Source organism: Mycobacterium sp. AZCC_0083 (genome assembly GCF_014202335.1).
In the GTDB taxonomy this organism is placed as follows: Bacteria; Actinomycetota; Actinomycetes; order Mycobacteriales; family Mycobacteriaceae; genus Mycobacterium.
Genome location: NZ_JACHGP010000007.1, coordinates 357,489 through 374,578 on the forward strand (window position 1 = coordinate 357,489; position 17,090 = coordinate 374,578).

Sequence of the window (17,090 nt, forward strand, 5' to 3'; positions counted from 1 at the left end):
GTCGATCCGGTCAGGCGAGCTCGGGCACCCATTGCTCGTAGAGTTCGTGAAAGTGCCGAATCTTGCTCTCCTGATAGGCGGCCAGGTTGACGGCGGCCCGTTGAGTGCTGTGCAGGCCACGCTGCACGGCCTCGAGATTGAATTCGTCCTGATCGAAGACGCGTGCCAAGGACCCCAGAACGTCGGTGGCGTCCCGCCACGCATCCTGGGCGCCCAGTCTGATCTCTGCCGCGGGCATTGGCCTTTCACCCGAATACGGCGCCAACAGCATGACCTCCATCAGAGCGCTTCGATGGTCGTCGCCGTTGGGGCGGAACCGATAGAAGATCTGGTTGTAGGCAGCCCACGGATGGGCGTTGGGAAAGATGTCGACGAAGTAACTGTCGACGAGTTCTGCCTCGCTGAGGCATTCGACCGAGTCGCCGAGATGGGGGCGTAGCGCCGCGGCCGCCGCGTCGGCCAGAGCGTGGCGCGCCCGACCGCCCTCCCCGAGCGCAAAGATGGCTGGGTCGTCTTGACGGACGTCCAGTGCCGAATCGAGCTGTTGCTGTTCGGTGGGATTCCAGGCGAGCAGCGGACTGGGCACGCCGCGCGGGCTCATCGCGCGGGCGACGTTGCCAAAGACGTCGTATTGACTGTTCGCGTCGCCGAAGCCCGGCAGCAGCTGCGGATGGGTGGTCACCACGTGATAGCTCTCCATGAAGGCTTCCTGCACAACCTTCCAGTTGGCGTTGATCACCTTGCTCACATGCGCTTTGGTGTAGCGCTGGTCCAACGGCCAGCGCGTGAAGAGTTCAGGAAGCACCCCGAGGTATTCAGCGAGGGGCTCACAGTCCGGATCCGGGTTGATGAATACAAATCCACCCCATTGGCCGACGTGGACCCGGGGAAGAGTCAAGGAGTGCGGTTCCAAGTGGGGGAAGTCCCATGCACTGGGGATTCGTCTCAGCTTGCCCTCCAGCGACCAACAGAAGCCATGGAAGGTGCATTGAATTTCCGATACCCGACCCGGCCCGTCTCGAAGTGCGCGGCCGCGGTGAAGGCACGCGTTCGGAAATGCACGGACGCCGTCGGGCCCGTCCGCCGCCCGCACGAGCAGGTAGGACTTGTCGGCTATGTCGTACACCGCGGCATCGCCGACGTCGGTCAGCTGCTCTGCGCGGCAGGCGATCTGCCACACGCGTGACCACAGGTACTCCTTCTCGAGCCGGTGCGCCTCGACGGACAGATACCGCGATACCGGAACTTCCACGGGTCCTGCGGACGACGATGACTGCCACCGATAGGTCGCCGGCGGCTCGCAGCGATCGGTGTCGAGGATGTCTTGATAGCTCATTCCCGTCGCGTGGTTGCCGCGTGTGGTCGTGCCCTTCGTCATCGCGATGTATCCACGGGAGCGGATTCCGGGACCGCAAATCGCCGGCTCCGCCCCGCCGGTCCCCCGGCGGCGGGGCCTCCACTGGCTATCCACCGACACATCTCCGGATCGGCGTACTGCAAGTCACCGGCGACAGGTCGACCGTCGCGATCGAAGTGTCCGCGGGTACCATCGCGATCAGTCACCAAGACCGGACCGACACCGTCGTCGGCCCATTCGTACGTCCACCCGGTGAAGGGGTGCGACAGCCGTCGCATCTAAACCGCTCCGATCAGTTGGTTGAGGCTCTTGGGATTTCGGTTGCGCTGGCGATGCGCCGGAGCCGTCCGCAAGGCCGCGCCCCACTAGGACTGCCGCAGAAGACCTTCCGAGGTGATCCGATCTGCGAAGCACTCCAACCATGTCCAACCGCCCACCACCTTGCGATCGTCCCCCTTGCGGCGTGTCGTGCCACCCTGCGCCCGGTAGCCACCCCAACGTGCATTGTTGAAGCCCGTGAACTTCTGCGTAGGATCCCCGGTGAAGGTCCACACTCCTTCGGAACCACAGTCGTAGTCGGCCCCCGTGACGTAGCCCTCGTCGTCGAGGGTGAAGTCGCCCCGAACGTCGGTGCACATCGCCAGCTGTTCATCGTTGTTCATCACCGCGGCGACCGACCAACTCTGCCTGCCGCGAGCGATGTGGCCCCACTCCACGGACCCGTCGTCGAACTTGTTGGCGAACACATTCCAGGACACCTGAACGTCGGTGTACCAACGGTATTCCTTCCACTCGACGCCGTGGCGGAAGTAGACGTGGTCGAAGAACACCGGGCCTTCGCAACGCTCGCCGAGGATGGTCCCCGTCAACCAGTACGGCTGGCTGGCATAGGCGAGGGGTTCGTCACGCATAGGGGCGAAGAACTGCACGCCGTAGGCCGGCCGAGCACCGGACAGATTCAGCGCGTCGCCCTCGGACCAGGTGAGGTTCTCGTCGGTAATGGTGAGGTCGATGGGTAGCTCGGCGCTGTCGTGGAGCATGCCCTTCGAGGCCCAATGCCGTTGTGTCGGTTCGAAGTTGCGCACCAGCTCACCCTTCGCGGTGTGGCCCGACTCCGGCGCGAGCTCCATCGTGCCCGACTTGTTGTTCAGGACGTAGTTCCCGCCGGACATCGGGCCGATGAACTTCCGCTCCAGGACGTAGGTCACGCCGGATTCGCTTGTCAATCCGCCGTAGAGATACTGAGACTGTAGCGACAATCCGCAATGGGGCTGATCCGGCATCAACAGCGCCAAATTCGGTTCGTAGCTGGCTGCCACGTTGCGGAAGTTGAAGTCTCCTAGGGTGGGCCGCTTTTCAGACATCGTCCTTCTCTCCTTTGTTGTGGGTTTAATTACAGTCGGTGGTCGAGCGCTCGGCTCGCTTGAAGGCCAGCGGTACCGTCAGCGGCCCACTGAGCACGAAGCTGGGCTTATAGGTCGGTGCCGCCGTCAACCACATCTCGTCCATGCGTTGGCACAGTTGACGCAGTGCAATCTCGGATTCGAGGCGTGACAACCTGGCGCCGATACAAAAGTGAAGTCCGTGACCGAAGGCCAAGTGTTGCTTCGATTCACGATCAACGCGAAAGTCGTCCGGGCACTCGAACCGCTCGGCATCCCGATTTCCGGAGCCGTACATCAGAATCGCGGTGGCGCCCTCGGGAATCAACTTGTCTGCAACGGTGACATCGCGGCGCACGATCCGGAACATGCCTTGCGCAGGCGAGGAGAGGCGAAGGAGTTCTTCCACGACCGCCCGCAACGCATTTCGGTCGTTGCGGATCGCGTTCCGAAGCTCCGGCTTGTCGCTCAACTCGATCGCCGCCGAGGCGAGCAGGGCCGTCGTGGTTTCGTTTCCAGCAACGAGCAGCTGATGCAGGATGCTCAACATTTCGGTCTCGTCGAGCGGACGCCGGTCGTCTAGGCCGTCGTCATCCGCGACTTCCGCGTTCAACAGGTCGGTCAGAAAGTCATCGCGCGGATGGGCCCGTCGATCCTCGAGTTCCGCAGCGAAGTAGCGTTGGAATTCCACCAGACCGCGCGCCGCGTCGAGCCGCGCGTCGTCGCCCGGATCCGCCCCGATCGCCGCCGTTGCGTGATCGGTCCACGCCTTGAAGTCCTGTTCGCGCTCGGCCGGCACGCCCAACGCGAATGCGATGACGCGGACCGGCAGAGGTACTGCGAACGCCGAGACGAACTCGACTTCGCCGGCGTCGATGAAGCCGTCGATCAAACCATTACAGATGCGTTCGATGTCGGCTGTCCAGGAGTCGATCCTTCTGGCACTGAATGCTCGCGTGGTGAGGCGACGAAACCTACTGTGCGCCGGGTCATCGCGCGTCAGCATCGTCGGTACCTGGGGGTAGCCGGTCGCTCGGATCGCTGCGAGTTCTCCTGATATCTCAGAGCTTCCCTGCCCCAGTGCGATACCCGGGCTGACGAATTCATTGCTGAACGTCTCGGTGTCCCGGGCTGCCGCGACGATGTCGTCGTATCGGGTGATGAGGAAGACATTCGTCCCCGACAACTGATGGACCGGTGACTGAATACGCATGTGCGCGTATGCCTCATCAGTGGTGTGGTTCACCGCTGCCGTGTACGGATCGAATGGGCAAGAGCCAGGGGCAGTGGCCTTGATCTCCGTCAACGATCTACCCACATTCCTTAGTAACTAGTCAGCGACTACAGTTACTCGAAGTCTGGCAGGGGATTGGCATGAACGCAAGGGGCAGTCTCGAGAACGGTGGACCGGACGGCCTCCCACACCGACCCCGTCCACATCACGTGGATCGCTTCGGTGTTCTCGATGTCGCAATTGACATCGACTGCGGCATCGGCATTGCGTGCTCGGATCAACGTCCACGTCCGGATCGCCCCGCCATGGCTGAACACTGCCGCCGTCCGACAACCCGAACTGCGGATTCGGGCCAGAGCGGCGTCGAACCGACCGAGAAACTCATGTCCGTCTTCTCCGCCGGGCATGCGAGATGACAACTCTCCGCCCACCCACGCACCCAAGACCCCCACGTAACAGTCGATGGCGGGCGGATCACCGCGCATCGCTAGCGATCCCGCGGAAATCTCACCAAAGCCCGAGTCGGTGGCGACTTCCAAATGGCGCGCCCGCGCAAGGGGTCCGGCCGTGTGCGCGGTCCTGACTTGGGTGGATGCGTAGATCGCGTCGATATCCTCACCAGCGAGCGAGTTGACCAATGCATCGGCTTGTCGGCTTCCCAACGGAGTTAGCCCGGGGCCTGGGACACCGGTGTCGATGATGCCGGCAACGTTCGATTCGGTTTCGGCGTGACGTATGAATATCAACCGCATTGAGGCACTCCAGTCTCCGACAGGCGAGCTTCGTACTTACTTTATTCAGTCACCATATACCCGCGGACTGCCGAGTAGGCGCGCGATGCGGTCACGAGACGCAACTGGTTGGAGCCATTGAACGCCCGATTCACGTTCGACGAAGTGATTGAGTTTGATCAGTGTCATGTGCATGTGGCGTCGTGGTAGTCGCGGGCGGCCAGAGGCCGGGTTCGATTTCTGCGCCCTCGGTCGGCATCGAACTTCGGTTCTGAGCACCGAGTCAATCGGTTTCGCGATGCCACACCAGGACGATGGATTGGATGGGTTGCCCGTTGAATTCGTCAAGGGGCACACCGAGTTTCAATTCTCCGTCGGCAGCGAATTCGACATGACGCACTTGGTCGGTGTCGACCATGGTCGGGTCCAAACACATGTCAAGGTGGTGGTGCACGATCTGAGATTGCTCGTCGACGGAGTACCGGCCTGAGTAGGCCATGTACGTCCGCGCCCACAACGCGGCGTCCGCTTCGGCGACCCGAGGCCACCTCGTACCCGCCTCGGGTAGTTCACGGTCGCCCTCCATGAGGTTCACCGCGACGAGCCCGGCGGGTGTGTAGACGATACGCCCCTGAACGCTACTTCCCATGGGATAGAAGGTATTTCCGTCGTCATGAGTCCCGATCACGGCGTCGAGTCTCCAGCCGCCCACAAGGCGTTCCATAAGCATTTCGATCATCGTCCCTCTCGTGTTAGACCTGAGTGGTCGCAGGTGCGGATTGCGCACCACGGACTAGTCGGCCCGGCATCGCGCCAGTGGCACTTCCTCGCCTGTGGGTCGCCACACCGTTGAGGAACGTCGCGACATACCCGTCTGCGCCTTGGACGATCCGCTTCCCCCCGGCGGGCAAATCGTGTTTCACCTCGGGCGCATGGAGGCGCAGGTGGGCGTAGTCGATGACGTTGATGTCGGCCTTGTAGCCCAGTGCGAGTTGGCCGCGGTCACACAAGCCGACCGCATTTGCAGTCGACGACGTCAGAGCTTGAACTGCCGCGGGCAGGCTCACCCTCGGACCGCGCTCCCGGTCGCGAGTCCAGTAAGCCAGCATCGTGGTGGTGTAGCTGGCGTCGCAAATCAGTCCCAGGTGCGCGCCGCCATCGCCGAGACCGAGGACGGTGTCGGGGTGGACGACCATCTCGTGTACGGCATCAAGGGAGCCTTCTGCGAAATTCTGGATGAAGTGGTGGATCAGGCGTCGGCCGTCCTCCTCCAGCAGAGCGTCATAGGCGAGCTCGGCCGGCGATACGTTTCGACCGGCAGCAAGCGCGGTCAGTGACTCCGAACGGTCGGGTTCGTAGCTGGGCGGATCACCGACGAAGTATCGCCTGTCCCACTTCTCAACGGGTTCCGAGTACTCAGGCGCGCCATACTCGGCGAGGATGCGTTCACGCACATCGGCTCGGCGAAGCTCGGCGATCCGGTCATCGAACGGAAGGTCGGCGATGACCTGATAGCTAGGGCATGCCATGAACGGGTTGAAACTGACATGGTGCCCAAGCAGCAAACCGCTTGCGCGACACAAGACTTGCGCCTTGATCGGATGCCCGGCGGCGGTGGACTCCTCGACGAGTCCCAGGATCTCGCGCCAGCCGTCGGGATCGTCGTGTTTCTGGTTGAGGGTGAACGACATGGGACGGCCCGTCTTCTCGACCAGACCCCGGAGCATGGCGAATTCACCGCGGACGTCTTGGAATAAGTCGAAGTCCGACAAGGCTTGGAAGACACCGGATCCCTCAACGCTCATCGCCGCGAGGATCCCCTCCAACTCATCCCGGTGCGCGCGCACGGTGGGGATGGATTCGCCTCGGGTGCTCTTGTGCTGCAATGCTCGTGAGGTTCCGAAGCCGATCGCGCCAGCTTGGATGGCTTCCCGGGTGAGTTCCGCCATCTTCGTGATGTCGTCCTCGGTTGCTTGCTCGCGATCGATGGCACGTTGGCCCATCACGTATACGCGTAGTGCCGAGTGCGGCAACATCGCGGCGATGTCGACGTCGTGCGGTCGCGAGTCGACGACGTCGAGGTAATTCGGGAACGTCTCCCAATTCCATGACAGTGCCTCGGCCATGACCACTTCCGGAATGTCTTCGACTCCAGCCATGAGTTCGACCAGGGCGACCTGGTCAGCAGGCCGACACGGCGCGAAGCCGACACCGCAGTTACCCGTGACTACCGTCGTGACGCCGTGGTTCGAAGACGGCGCGAGGGTGTTCTCCCAGGTGACCTGCCCGTCGTAGTGGGTGTGGATGTCGACGAAACCGGGTGTGACGAGTAGGTCGGTGGCGTCGAATTCCTCCCTACCCTCGGCCAGGTCCGCGCCGATGTCGGCGATCAGCCCGTCCTTCACAGCAAGGTCGGCCACGAACGGTACGCCGCCGCGTCCATCGACGATCAGTCCATTGCGGAGCACGAGGTCGTGGGTCGTCGTCGCCGTCGTCATCTGAAGAGGTCCTGCTTTCCATCGGTCGAGAACTGCGTTCGCCGGCCAGTCGGTCGGTGGGCTGGCTTGGTCGAGTTTTGATTGTCTGGTTATCCGTACAGCCTGTCAACCCAAAGGTGCGTGCGCTGAACGAGTACCGGTGTTGCACCCCTGTTGCGGCGGATGTAACGTACGCCACAGTACTTGTCTGGTTATCCGTACAGTAAGTCAGTCCAGCGAAAGGCAGTCGTGCAACCAAGCACCCTCTACGAAAAGATCTGGGACTCCCACGTTGTCGAACGTCTCGATGACGGCACGTGCGTGCTCTACGTCGATCGAGAGCTGCTTTACGAAGGCTCGCTGCCGGCTTTCGTTGAATTACGACGAGCCGATCGGACGGTGCGCCGACCCGCTTCAGCCTTGGCAGTTGCCGATCACTTCGTGGGGACGCGTACCGACAGACCTCAGTTGCCGGCCGTTACGGAGTTCATCGACGGTCTCCGAGAACAAACATCTCACTTCGACATCGAGTACCTCGATCTCGATGATCCCCGCCGGGGCATCGTTCACGTGGTCGGACCCGAACAAGGCTTCACCCAGCCTGGTTTGGTGATGGTCTGCCCGGATAGCCACACGGCCAGCCACGGCGCGCTGGGTGCATTGGCCTTCGGCGTGGGCGCGTCGCAGCTCGAGCACGTACTGGCTACGCAGACCATCCTCCAGAGCCCTGCGCAGACGATGAACGTGGCGTTGCGAGGCACCGTCGCACCACCGGTCGCGGCAAAGGACGTGATTCTCGCGGCGATCGGCCGACTGGGCGCGGATGGCGCGGTCGGACATGCCGTCGAATTCACCGGGCCGATCGTCGACGCGCTGTCGATTCCCGGCCGACTCACCCTGTGCAACATGGCTGTCGAAGCCGGAGCCCGCTACGCACTGATCGCGCCGGATCAAGTCACCATCGATTGGCTGCGCAATCGCCCCCGTTCGCCCGTGGGCAAGGACTGGGACGACGCGGTCGCGTTCTGGGCCACCTTGCGCTCGGACGCCGATGCGGTATACAGCCGCGTCGTCGACCTGGATCTCGGGACGTTGGCGCCGCAGGTCACCTGGGGAACCTCGCCGGATCAAGTGGCAAACGTCGGCGATCGCGTACCCGAACCGTCCAGCGCCGGGTCCATGGAAAGGGCTCGAGCGTGGGAACGGGCACTCGAATACATGGGACTGCAACCTGGCACGCCGATGACGGACATAGCCATACAACGCGTCTTCATCGGGTCGTGTACCAATTCCCGCCTCGAGGATCTGCGTGCGGCGGCCGAGGTGGCGCGCGGTCACCGAGTTGCCGAGGGGGTAAACGCGATCGTGGTGCCCGGTTCGGGCCTGGTGAAGCAGGCCGCCGAGGAGGAAGGACTGGATCGCGTGTTCATCGAGGCTGGCTTCGAATGGCGATCCGCCGGATGCTCGATGTGCTTTGGCAATTCGAATGACATCGTGGGTCCGGGCGAGCGGTGCGCTTCCACGTCGAACCGGAACTTCGAGCACCGCCAAGGACCCCATGCACGGACCCACCTGCTGAGCCCGGCGATGGCCGGCGCTGCAGCGATCGCCGGTCACGTCGTCGACGTCCGCGACGTGGTCTGAGGCGGGAACCATGCAACCGTTCAACACCCTCACGGCGATCGCGATCCCGTTGACTTGGCCCGACGTCAACACCGACGACATCTTTCCGGCGACGGGCGTCAACTCCTCGACGATGGATCCGTCGGCTCTGACAGACCGCACCCAGATGGGCCGCAACGCCTTCGCCGGATACCGCTATCGTTCCGACGGCAGCCCGAATCCCAACTTCATCATGAACCAGCGTCCCTACGTAGACGGCGAAGTACTCATCGCCGGCCGCAATTTCGGATGCGGTTCATCAAGGGAAATGGCGGTCTGGGCGCTCGCCCAGATCGGCGTGCGATGCATCATTGCTCCCTCCTTCGGCGACATCTTCCACGGCAACGCCATTGCGAACGGAATGCTGCCGGTGGTCTTGGCCCCCGACGAAGTCGAAACCTTGGCACTGCTGGCTTGCAACGAACCCCTCGACAGGCTCACGGTGAATCTCGAAGCACAGACCATCAGCACTCTGCACGGGATGCGGTTTGGCTTTTCGATCGGGGCATACCACCGTCACATGCTGCTCAACGGCCTCGACGAGATCGCCGCGACGTTGGAGCGGATGAGCTCCATCACCGCATTTGAGACCGCCTACCACCAGGAGCGCTCGTGGATACTGGAAAAGAACCGATGATGACCATCCGCCGCGACGCGGGTGTACCTCTGCATCATCAGATCTCCGTTGTACTGCGCAGCGCGATCGCCTCCGGCCGCTACAGTCCGGGGGCTTACCTGCCGGGCGAGAACTCGCTCATGGAGATGTACCACGTGTCGCGCGCAACGGTGCGCCGCGCCCTGGAAACTCTCGAAGACGACGGGCTAATCGACCGCTTGCCCGGCAAGGGAACTCGGGTACTCGACGTGGCATTCAACGTGCCCATCGCCGAGCACCTGCCAGCCATCGAGCGAGCGAGTCTCGACACGACGGTGGAAGTCCTTGAGTGGGGGCCGGTGCCGGCGCCACGCGAGGCTGCATGCGCGCTGGCGATACCGATAGGCGTCCCATGTCTGAAGCTGGTGCGACTTCGTAGTCAGGAGGACACACCATTGCGCCATCTCACCAGTTACCTTCCGGCCGACATCGGCGACCTGCTCGACCGCGAACGACTCGCCCGCTGCACGCTGCCCACCGCGCTGCAAGAAATTGGTTACCCGGTCGTACGGGCGGAAGACGAAGTCGGTGCTGCGCTGGCAGATCCAATGTTGGCGGCCGCCTTGAAAGTCAAGGTTGGCGACCCTTTGCTCGAGGTGACGCGCACCATGTACGACCCGCAGCGACGCCCGCTGACATTTCAATGGAGTCTCATTCCGCCAAGTAGGTACCGATTGCGCCTCTTGATCCACGGGAGCCACCACCGTCCCGTGACTTCGCTCGCCGACTATGGCGCATTTGCTCCAGCAGACGAACCATTTGCTTCATCGAACCAGGACGGAGTTAGCAATGATGACTGAAGGCTCATCGACGAATCACGTTGCACTGGAAGGACCTTGGGATGTGGTCGTCGTCGGCCATGGAGCGGCCGGGCTTACCGCGGCGCTCGCTTACCTGGAAAATGTTGCGCTGCAATCGAACCCGCGGATTGCAGTGCTGGATCGGGCGAACGTCGAAGGACGCGGCGGATCGACGGCGTGGACGACGGCCAATCTGCGGCTTGACGACGATCAGGCGCTGGATCCGGGTTGGGCGGACGTGGTGCGGGAAACCTCAGGCCACCTAGTCAACGACGCTTACATCGAAGCGTTCTACGAGAACGCCGTCGATACGCTGAACTGGCTGCGCCGGCACGGCATCAAGTTCCTCAAGGTCCCGGCGCCAATTCCGCTGTCCTTCACCAAGACGCTCTGCCTCCCGGCGGGCGGCGGCCGTGCGATCGTCGACACGCTGGCCCTGGCCATCGCAGACCGTGGCGCGTCGATCTTCTACGAGACGACGGCGACCCGACTGGTCATGGATGCATCTGGCGCGGTCGCGGGTGTCGTCGTCCGTGACAGCGAGGGAGCCCAACGAGTCCTGACGGCCCCCGCCGTTGTGCTGGCGAGTGGAGGATTCGAGGCGAATCCCGAGATGCTCGCTCGCTACATTCCGAACGCGCACAGCTTGAAGTTGGTGTCCCCCGGCACGCAGGCCAACAAGGGCGAAGGCATTCGCATGGCCATCGAGGTGGGTGCCGACACGTCGGGACAGTTCGACCGCACCCACATGGAACCCGTCGATCCGCGGTCCTCCAACCTAGAAGCGTTGGTCAGCTCGTGGCTGTTCGGAATCCTGGTGAACCAAGAGGGCGAGCGCTTCATGGACGAGGCCGAACGATCCTATGACCTGCAGTTCGACGTGGTCGCAAATCGAATATTCGCCGAGCAGAACGGGCGCGCATACTCCATTATCGACGCTGGCGTCCGCGCCCGCGTCACAATGTTCGACGCCCTCAACCTTAGTGAACACCAACCGATCCGCGCAGATTCACCAGAAGGGCTGGCCGAGAAGCTCGGGATACCGGGTGAGGCCCTGCGCCGCACCATCGACGACTACAACGCGGCGTGCACAGACGCCAAGTTCGACGCGACCAGGTTCGACGCCAAGGCCACCGTCGGTCTGCAACCACCCAAGTCTCATTGGGCCGAACCGCTCGTGACTCCACCGTTCGAGGCGATGCCGGTAGAGCCACATCTGTGTTTCACCTTCGGCGGTCTGCGAGTCGATGGCCAGAGCCGTGTCATCGGTGTGGACGGTCGGCCGATCATGGGGCTGTATGCGGCCGGCGAGATCACCGGCGTGTTCTACGATCTATATCCCTCCGGCACATCGGTACTGAGGTCGCTGACCTTTGGGCGGATCGCAGGTTGCGAAGTGGCCCGCGCTAGGGTGACCGCCACAGCGGGAGGAGACGCAGACAGCGTCGTCCCGCCGGTTCAGAACAGCCGCTTGATCCCGGAAGCGAGCGCGTTGTGACCACGACGACCGCACCAGCGCAAACCGGTCGCTTCCCTGCCGATTACGACCGCGATTATCAGATGATCGTCGGCTCTGAACGGTCCGAGGGGACCCTCGGTGCGACCTTTGCCTGTGTTGATCCGTACGAGAATCGCGAATGGGGCAGGGTCCCGGAAGCCGGTCCACGCGACGTCGACCACGCGGTGCGTGCGGCCCGGGTAGCCTTCGACCGCGGCTGGGCCACCGCGCCCCCCTTGCAGCGCGCAACGTTGCTTCGTGCGCTCGCTGATCTCATTCTCGAGCACGCCGACGAACTGGTGAAGCTGCAGATCGCCGAGAACGGCAAGTCGATCAACGAGATGGCGATGGGTACGCGCTTCTTGGCCCACCAGGCCGAGTATGTTGCCGGACTTGACGAAAACGTCTCTGGTCGCACCATGACCACCAGCATCCCGAACGTCACGACTTACACCATGCGCGAACCCGTGGGAGTAGTCGCGGCGATCACGCCGTGGAACTCACCGCTCGGATTGCTCGCCTGGAAGTTACTTCCCGCTCTGGCGGTCGGCTGCACCGTGGTGATCAAACCCTCGGAGGTAACGCCGGTCTCGACGATCCGGCTCGCTGAGCTCTGTCTGGAAGCGGGGTTCCCACCCGGAGTAGTCAACGTCGTCACCGGGGGCATCGAAACCGGCTCCGCGCTCGTCGCGCATCCGGATGTCGACCTCATCGCCTTCACCGGCTCGGGCATGGGCGGCAAGGCCATCATGCGCGCCGCGGCCGAGCGCATCGCGCGCGTGACGTTGGAACTCGGCGGCAAGTCGCCGAACGTCGTGTTCGCCGACGCTGACATCGACAACGCGATACACGGAGCGATGGGCGGTATCTTTGCTGCGGCCGGCCAGTCATGCATGGCCGGATCACGAATTCTGGTACAGGACAGTGTCTATGACGAGTTTGCCGATGGCCTGAAAGAGGCTGCGGGCCAACTGAAGTACGGGGACCCGTTGGACCCGCGAGTGGACGTCGGTCCCGTCGCATGTCAGCGGCAGCTGAACAAGGTCCTCGAGTACGTCGAGATAGGGAAGTCGGAAGGCGCCACACTGCTTGCCGGGGGCACGCGCATCACCTCGACTCCCGAATTGGAGCGCGGCCTGTTCGTGCCTGCCACCATCTTCACCGATGTCGACAACGCGTCGCGGCTCGCCCAGGAAGAAATCTTCGGCCCCGTGGCCAGTCTGGTGCGGTTCTCCGACGAGGATGACGCGGTGCGGATGGCCAACGACACGGATTTCGGGCTGGCCGCCGCCGTCTGGACGCAAGACGTCGGGCGGGCGCACCGCATGATCAAGCGACTGCGCGCCGGGACGGTGTGGGTCAACACCTATCGGATCGGGCATTACGCCATGCCGTTCGGTGGCTACAAGCAGTCCGGTGTCGGAAAGGAGATGGGCGCCGACGCGCTGCTGCCCTTCACCGAGGAAAAGGCGGTGTGGATCGACGAGGGCAACCGTCAACTCTTTGGTCGACATTGATTCGTCTCCGCGCCCTATCGCGAAGCCAGGTCTACGCCCGACGCGGCTGGCGCGGCCCGATCGACGACGAAGACGCCCGCCAGGCCGAGTACCTGCATCCTCGGGGGTGAGGTTTGGCCAGCCTAGACCGGCAGCAACTGGTCGATCACCGTGGCGAGCTGCTTGGCCGACCGGCACTCGTGCATGGTGATGACGTCCTCGTAGCGCGGTACCGCAGAGTCGCCGCTCCCCCACAGGTGTTTGGGTTCGGGGTTGAGCCAGTGCGCGTGCCTGCTGGCGTTCACCATGTGCGCGAGCAGGTCGGTCTCGGGGTTGCGGTAGTTGTTGCGTCCGTCGCCGAGCACCAGCAGCGAGCTGCGCGGCGACAGCACGTTGGGGAAGTCGTTCAAGAACGACACGAAGGCGTGGCCGTAATCGGAGTGCCCGTCACGGGTGTACACACCCGCCTCGCGAGTGATGCGCTGGACCGCGACGGCGAGGTCGGCATCGGGGCCGAAGAGGTCGGTGACTTCGTCGGTGGTGTCGATGAAGGCAAAGACGCGAACTCTCGAGAACTGCTGCCGGAGTGCGCTGACCAACATCAGGGTGAAGTGGCTGAACCCCGCGACCGACCCCGACACGTCGCACAGCACCACCAGCTCGGGGCGGGCCGGGTGCGGCTTCTTGAGCACCACGTCGATGGGCACGCCGCCGGTGGACATGGACTTGCGCAGCGTCTTGCGCAGATCGATCTCACCGCGACGCGACCGGCGCCGCCGCGCCGCCAGCCGGGTGGCCAACGTGCGCGCAAGCGGTGCCACCACCCGGCGCATCTGGCGCAGCTGCTCACCGGAGGCGCGCAGGAACTCGACGTTCTCGGCGAGCTGCGGGATGCCGTACATCTGAACGTGGTCGCGGCCCAGTTGCTCGGCGGTGCGACGCTTGGTCTCCGACTCCACCATCTTGCGCAGTTGCGAGATCCGCTTTGCGGCAATGGCCTTGGCGATCTGCTCCTGTGTGGGCGTCGGGTCGTCGCCGTACCCTGCGAGCAGTCCGGCCAGCAGCCTGCCCTCGAGCTCGTCGAGTGCCATCGCCTTGAGCGCCTGGTACGACGAGTACGACGGTCCGCGGCTGGAGCTGTAGCGGCCGAATGACTCGACGATCTGCGCGATCATCGCCGCCAGGCGGTCGTCCATGTTCTCGAGCTCCGGGTTGTCCGACAGCATCGCGATGAGCGCGTCGCGCATGGCCTCGATGTCCTGCGGCGGCAGCCCTTCGGGATGCTCGTCACCGTCGGTTTCCTCGTCGTCGAGCACGGTGCGGTCACCGAGCGCCGCGGGGAACCACAGGTCGAACATCGCGTCGTAGGTGTCACGGTGTTCGGCGCGCCGCAACACGGCACAGGCCAGCCCCTCGCGCACCACCTCGCGGTCGCCGAGCCCGAGCACGGCCATCACCCGGCCTGCGTCGACGGTCTCCGAAGGGCCGACCGCGATGCCCACCGAGCGCAGCGCTTCGACGAACTCCACCAGGTGCCCGGGAAGTCCGTGTGGCGCAAGCGGTTGCGGCGGGGTGGTGCGTCGGACGGCCATCAGTCGAACTCCTTAGTTCAGGCTTCGATTCAATTCAGGCGTAGCTCGCCAGACGCGCGCTTCTGATCTGACTGATGCTTGAGCACGACGCCGAGGGTGGCGGCGATCACCTCGTCGTCAATGGTGTCGAGTCCCAGCGCCAGAATCGTGCGGCCCCAGTCGATGGTCTCGGCGACCGACGGCACCTTCTTGAGCTGCATGCCCCGCAGCACCCCGACGATGCGCACCAACTCCTCCGCCAGCCGCTCCGGGAGTTCCGGCACACGTGACAGCAGGATGCGCCGCTCGAGTTCGGCGTCGGGGAAGTCGATGTGCAGGAACAGGCAACGGCGTTTGAGCGCCTCGGAGAGCTCGCGCGTCGCATTGGAGGTCAGCAGCACGAACGGCTTGCGGGTCGCGGTGATGGTGCCGAGTTCGGGCACTGTGACGGCGAAGTCGGACAGCACCTCGAGCAGCAGGCCCTCGATCTCGATGTCGGCCTTGTCGGTCTCGTCGATCAGCAGCACGGTGGGTTCGGTACGCCGGATGGCGGTCAGCAGCGGGCGCGACAGCAGGAACTCCTCGCTGAACACGTCCATCTTGGTCTGATCCCAGTCGCCCGACCCGGCCTGGATGCGCAAGATCTGCTTGGCGTGATTCCACTCGTAGAGTGCGCGGGCCTCGTCGACGCCCTCGTAGCACTGCAACCGGACAAGCTCGGAGCCGGTGGTCTGCGCGACGGCGCGGGCCAGCTCGGTCTTGCCGACGCCGGCGGGACCCTCGACGAGCAGCGGCTTGTCCAGCCGGTCGGCGAGAAAGACTGCGGTGGCCGTGGCTCTGTCGGGCAGGTATCCGGTCTCGGCGAGCCGCGTTGCGACATCCTCGATGTCGGTGAACAGCGGTATCGGGCGGGCGGGAACGCTCACTCGTGTACTTCTCCTCGTTAGGCTGGCCGGGTGTGGCCGTCGCCCCACACGATCCACTTGGTTGACGTCAATTCTGGCAGCCCCATCGGGCCGCGGGCGTGCAGCTTCTGGGTGGAGATGCCGATCTCGGCCCCGAACCCGAACTGCTCGCCGTCGGTGAACGCGGTCGACGCGTTCACCATCACCGCGGCCGCATCCACTTCCTCGGTGAAGCGTTGCGCGGCAGCAAGATTGGTGGTCACGATGGCCTCGGTGTGGCCGGTGCCGTACTCGTTGACGTGGGCGATCGCGGCGTCGATGCCGTCGACCACCGCGACCGCGATGTCCATCGAGAGGAACTCGGCCCGCAGTTCGTCCTCGCTGGGATCGAGATGCACCGTCACGCCTGCATCCTGGAGCGCGCCGACCAGGCGTGGCACGGCCAGGTCGGCGATGGCGGCGTCGATCAACAGCGATTCGGCGGCGTTGCACACGCTTGGCCGCCGCGTCTTGGAGTTCAACAGGATGCGTTCGGCGACATCGAGATCGGCCGCCGAGTGCACGTAGACGTGACAATTGCCGACGCCCGTCTCGATGGTCGGCACCGTCGCGTCGCGCACCACCGCGTCGATCAGGCCGGCTCCCCCGCGCGGGATGACGACGTCGACGAGGCCGCGGGCCTGGATCAGGTGGGTGACGGTGGTGCGGTCGTCGCTGGGCAGCAGTTGCACGGCGTCGGGGGTGAGGCCCTCCTCGACGAGCGCGGCGCGCAACGCGGTCACCAGCGCGGCGTTGGAGCGCGCGGCCGACGAACTGCCGCGCAACAGCACGGCGTTGCCGGACTTCAGCGTCAGACCGAAGGCGTCGACCGTCACGTTGGGCCTGCCCTCGTACACCATGCCGATCACGCCGAGCGGAACGCGCTGCTGGCGCAGTTGCAGGCCGTTGGGCAGCGTGCTGCCGCGTAGCACCTCGCCAATCGGGTCGGCCAGGCCGGCGACTTGTCGCAGCCCTGCGGCGATGCCGTCGACCCGTTGCGGGTTGAGGGCGAGCCGGTCGAGGATGGCCTCTGGCGTGCCGGATGCCCTGGCGATGTCGAGGTCTTCGGCGTTGGCGGCCAGGATCTCGTGCACGTGGGCGAGCACGAGGTCGGCGGCTGCGTGCAGCGCCCGGTCCTTCGTCGCGGTGTTCAATTTGCCCAGCGCGCGGGCGGCGACGCGCGCCCGTCGGGCGGCGTCGTGAACCTGTTGACGCAGACCGTCCTGCGCTGGTGCCTGCACGCTCATTAGTGCAGCTTATCGAGCGAATCCGGCCGCCGCCCG

At 64.1% G+C, this 17,090-nt stretch carries 14 protein-coding genes; 5 read left to right on the forward strand and 9 right to left on the reverse strand.

The window, feature by feature from the left end; all coding sequences use genetic code 11:
- Positions 1-10: 10 nt before the first annotated feature.
- The 6 genes from HNP02_RS19550 to HNP02_RS19575 all read right to left on the reverse strand — a co-directional run bounded on the left by HNP02_RS19550 (position 11) and on the right by HNP02_RS19575 (position 7,202).
- Positions 11-1,378 carry an SRPBCC family protein gene (locus tag HNP02_RS19550; RefSeq protein WP_184441496.1) on the reverse strand — a complete coding sequence of 456 codons (1,368 nt, stop codon included), beginning with the start codon at positions 1,376-1,378 and terminating at the stop codon, positions 11-13.
- Between the two features lie 344 nt (positions 1,379-1,722).
- Entirely contained in the window at positions 1,723-2,721 is a 999-nt protein-coding gene (locus HNP02_RS19555; protein ID WP_184441498.1) for a hypothetical protein, read from the reverse strand.
- Positions 2,722-2,746: 25 nt separating this feature from the next.
- A complete protein-coding gene (locus tag HNP02_RS19560) occupies positions 2,747-4,045 on the reverse strand; it encodes a cytochrome P450 (RefSeq protein WP_184441500.1) in 1,299 nt (432 codons plus the stop codon).
- 41 nt (positions 4,046-4,086) lie between these two features.
- Positions 4,087-4,725 (reverse strand): histidine phosphatase family protein, encoded by a 639-nt coding sequence (locus HNP02_RS19565; RefSeq protein WP_184441502.1) that lies wholly within the window; start codon positions 4,723-4,725, stop codon positions 4,087-4,089.
- 262 nt (positions 4,726-4,987) lie between these two features.
- The gene (locus HNP02_RS19570; protein WP_184441508.1) at positions 4,988-5,443 is read right to left on the reverse strand and encodes a lipocalin-like domain-containing protein; all 456 of its coding nucleotides are present in this window, start codon (positions 5,441-5,443) and stop codon (positions 4,988-4,990) included.
- A 13-nt stretch (positions 5,444-5,456) separates the two neighbouring features.
- A complete protein-coding gene (locus HNP02_RS19575) occupies positions 5,457-7,202 on the reverse strand; it encodes an amidohydrolase family protein (protein WP_184441509.1) in 1,746 nt (581 codons plus the stop codon).
- Positions 7,203-7,430: 228 nt separating this feature from the next.
- Here HNP02_RS19575 and leuC point away from each other — a divergent pair, with 228 nt between their 5' ends.
- Genes leuC through HNP02_RS19600 form a run of 5 tightly spaced genes read left to right on the forward strand, consistent with a single transcriptional unit; the run spans position 7,431 to position 13,313 of the window.
- Positions 7,431-8,825: a 3-isopropylmalate dehydratase large subunit gene (gene leuC / locus HNP02_RS19580; protein ID WP_184441510.1), complete on the forward strand. Its 1,395-nt coding sequence runs from the start codon at positions 7,431-7,433 to the stop codon at positions 8,823-8,825.
- Positions 8,826-8,835: 10 nt separating this feature from the next.
- Positions 8,836-9,480 (forward strand): 3-isopropylmalate dehydratase small subunit, encoded by a 645-nt coding sequence (gene leuD, locus HNP02_RS19585; protein WP_184441511.1) that lies wholly within the window; start codon positions 8,836-8,838, stop codon positions 9,478-9,480.
- Complete coding sequence (locus tag HNP02_RS19590) at positions 9,480-10,298, forward strand: GntR family transcriptional regulator (RefSeq protein ID WP_221317749.1); 819 nt, start codon at positions 9,480-9,482, stop codon at positions 10,296-10,298. Before leuD ends, HNP02_RS19590 begins: the two co-directional genes overlap by 1 nt.
- Entirely contained in the window at positions 10,288-11,796 is a 1,509-nt protein-coding gene (locus tag HNP02_RS19595) for an FAD-dependent oxidoreductase (RefSeq protein WP_184441513.1), read from the forward strand. Before HNP02_RS19590 ends, HNP02_RS19595 begins: the two co-directional genes overlap by 11 nt.
- Positions 11,793-13,313, forward strand: a complete 1,521-nt coding sequence (locus HNP02_RS19600) for an aldehyde dehydrogenase (protein ID WP_309241630.1) — start codon at positions 11,793-11,795, stop codon at positions 13,311-13,313. The genes HNP02_RS19595 and HNP02_RS19600 overlap by 4 nt, the downstream gene beginning before the upstream one ends.
- Before the next feature lie 122 nt (positions 13,314-13,435).
- Here the strand turns inward: HNP02_RS19600 and HNP02_RS19605 are convergent, their stop codons facing one another.
- The 3 genes from HNP02_RS19605 to HNP02_RS19615 are packed head-to-tail and all read right to left on the reverse strand — an operon-like array spanning position 13,436 to position 17,054.
- On the reverse strand, positions 13,436-14,884 hold the full coding sequence (locus HNP02_RS19605; RefSeq protein WP_184441514.1) for a VWA domain-containing protein: 1,449 nt from the start codon (positions 14,882-14,884) through the stop codon (positions 13,436-13,438).
- A 29-nt stretch (positions 14,885-14,913) separates the two neighbouring features.
- The gene (locus tag HNP02_RS19610; RefSeq protein WP_184441515.1) at positions 14,914-15,789 is read right to left on the reverse strand and encodes a MoxR family ATPase; all 876 of its coding nucleotides are present in this window, start codon (positions 15,787-15,789) and stop codon (positions 14,914-14,916) included.
- Positions 15,790-15,806: 17 nt separating this feature from the next.
- Positions 15,807-17,054, reverse strand: coding sequence for a glutamate-5-semialdehyde dehydrogenase (locus tag HNP02_RS19615; protein WP_184441517.1), 1,248 nt, complete (start codon positions 17,052-17,054; stop codon positions 15,807-15,809).
- Between the last annotated feature and the right edge of the window lie 36 nt (positions 17,055-17,090).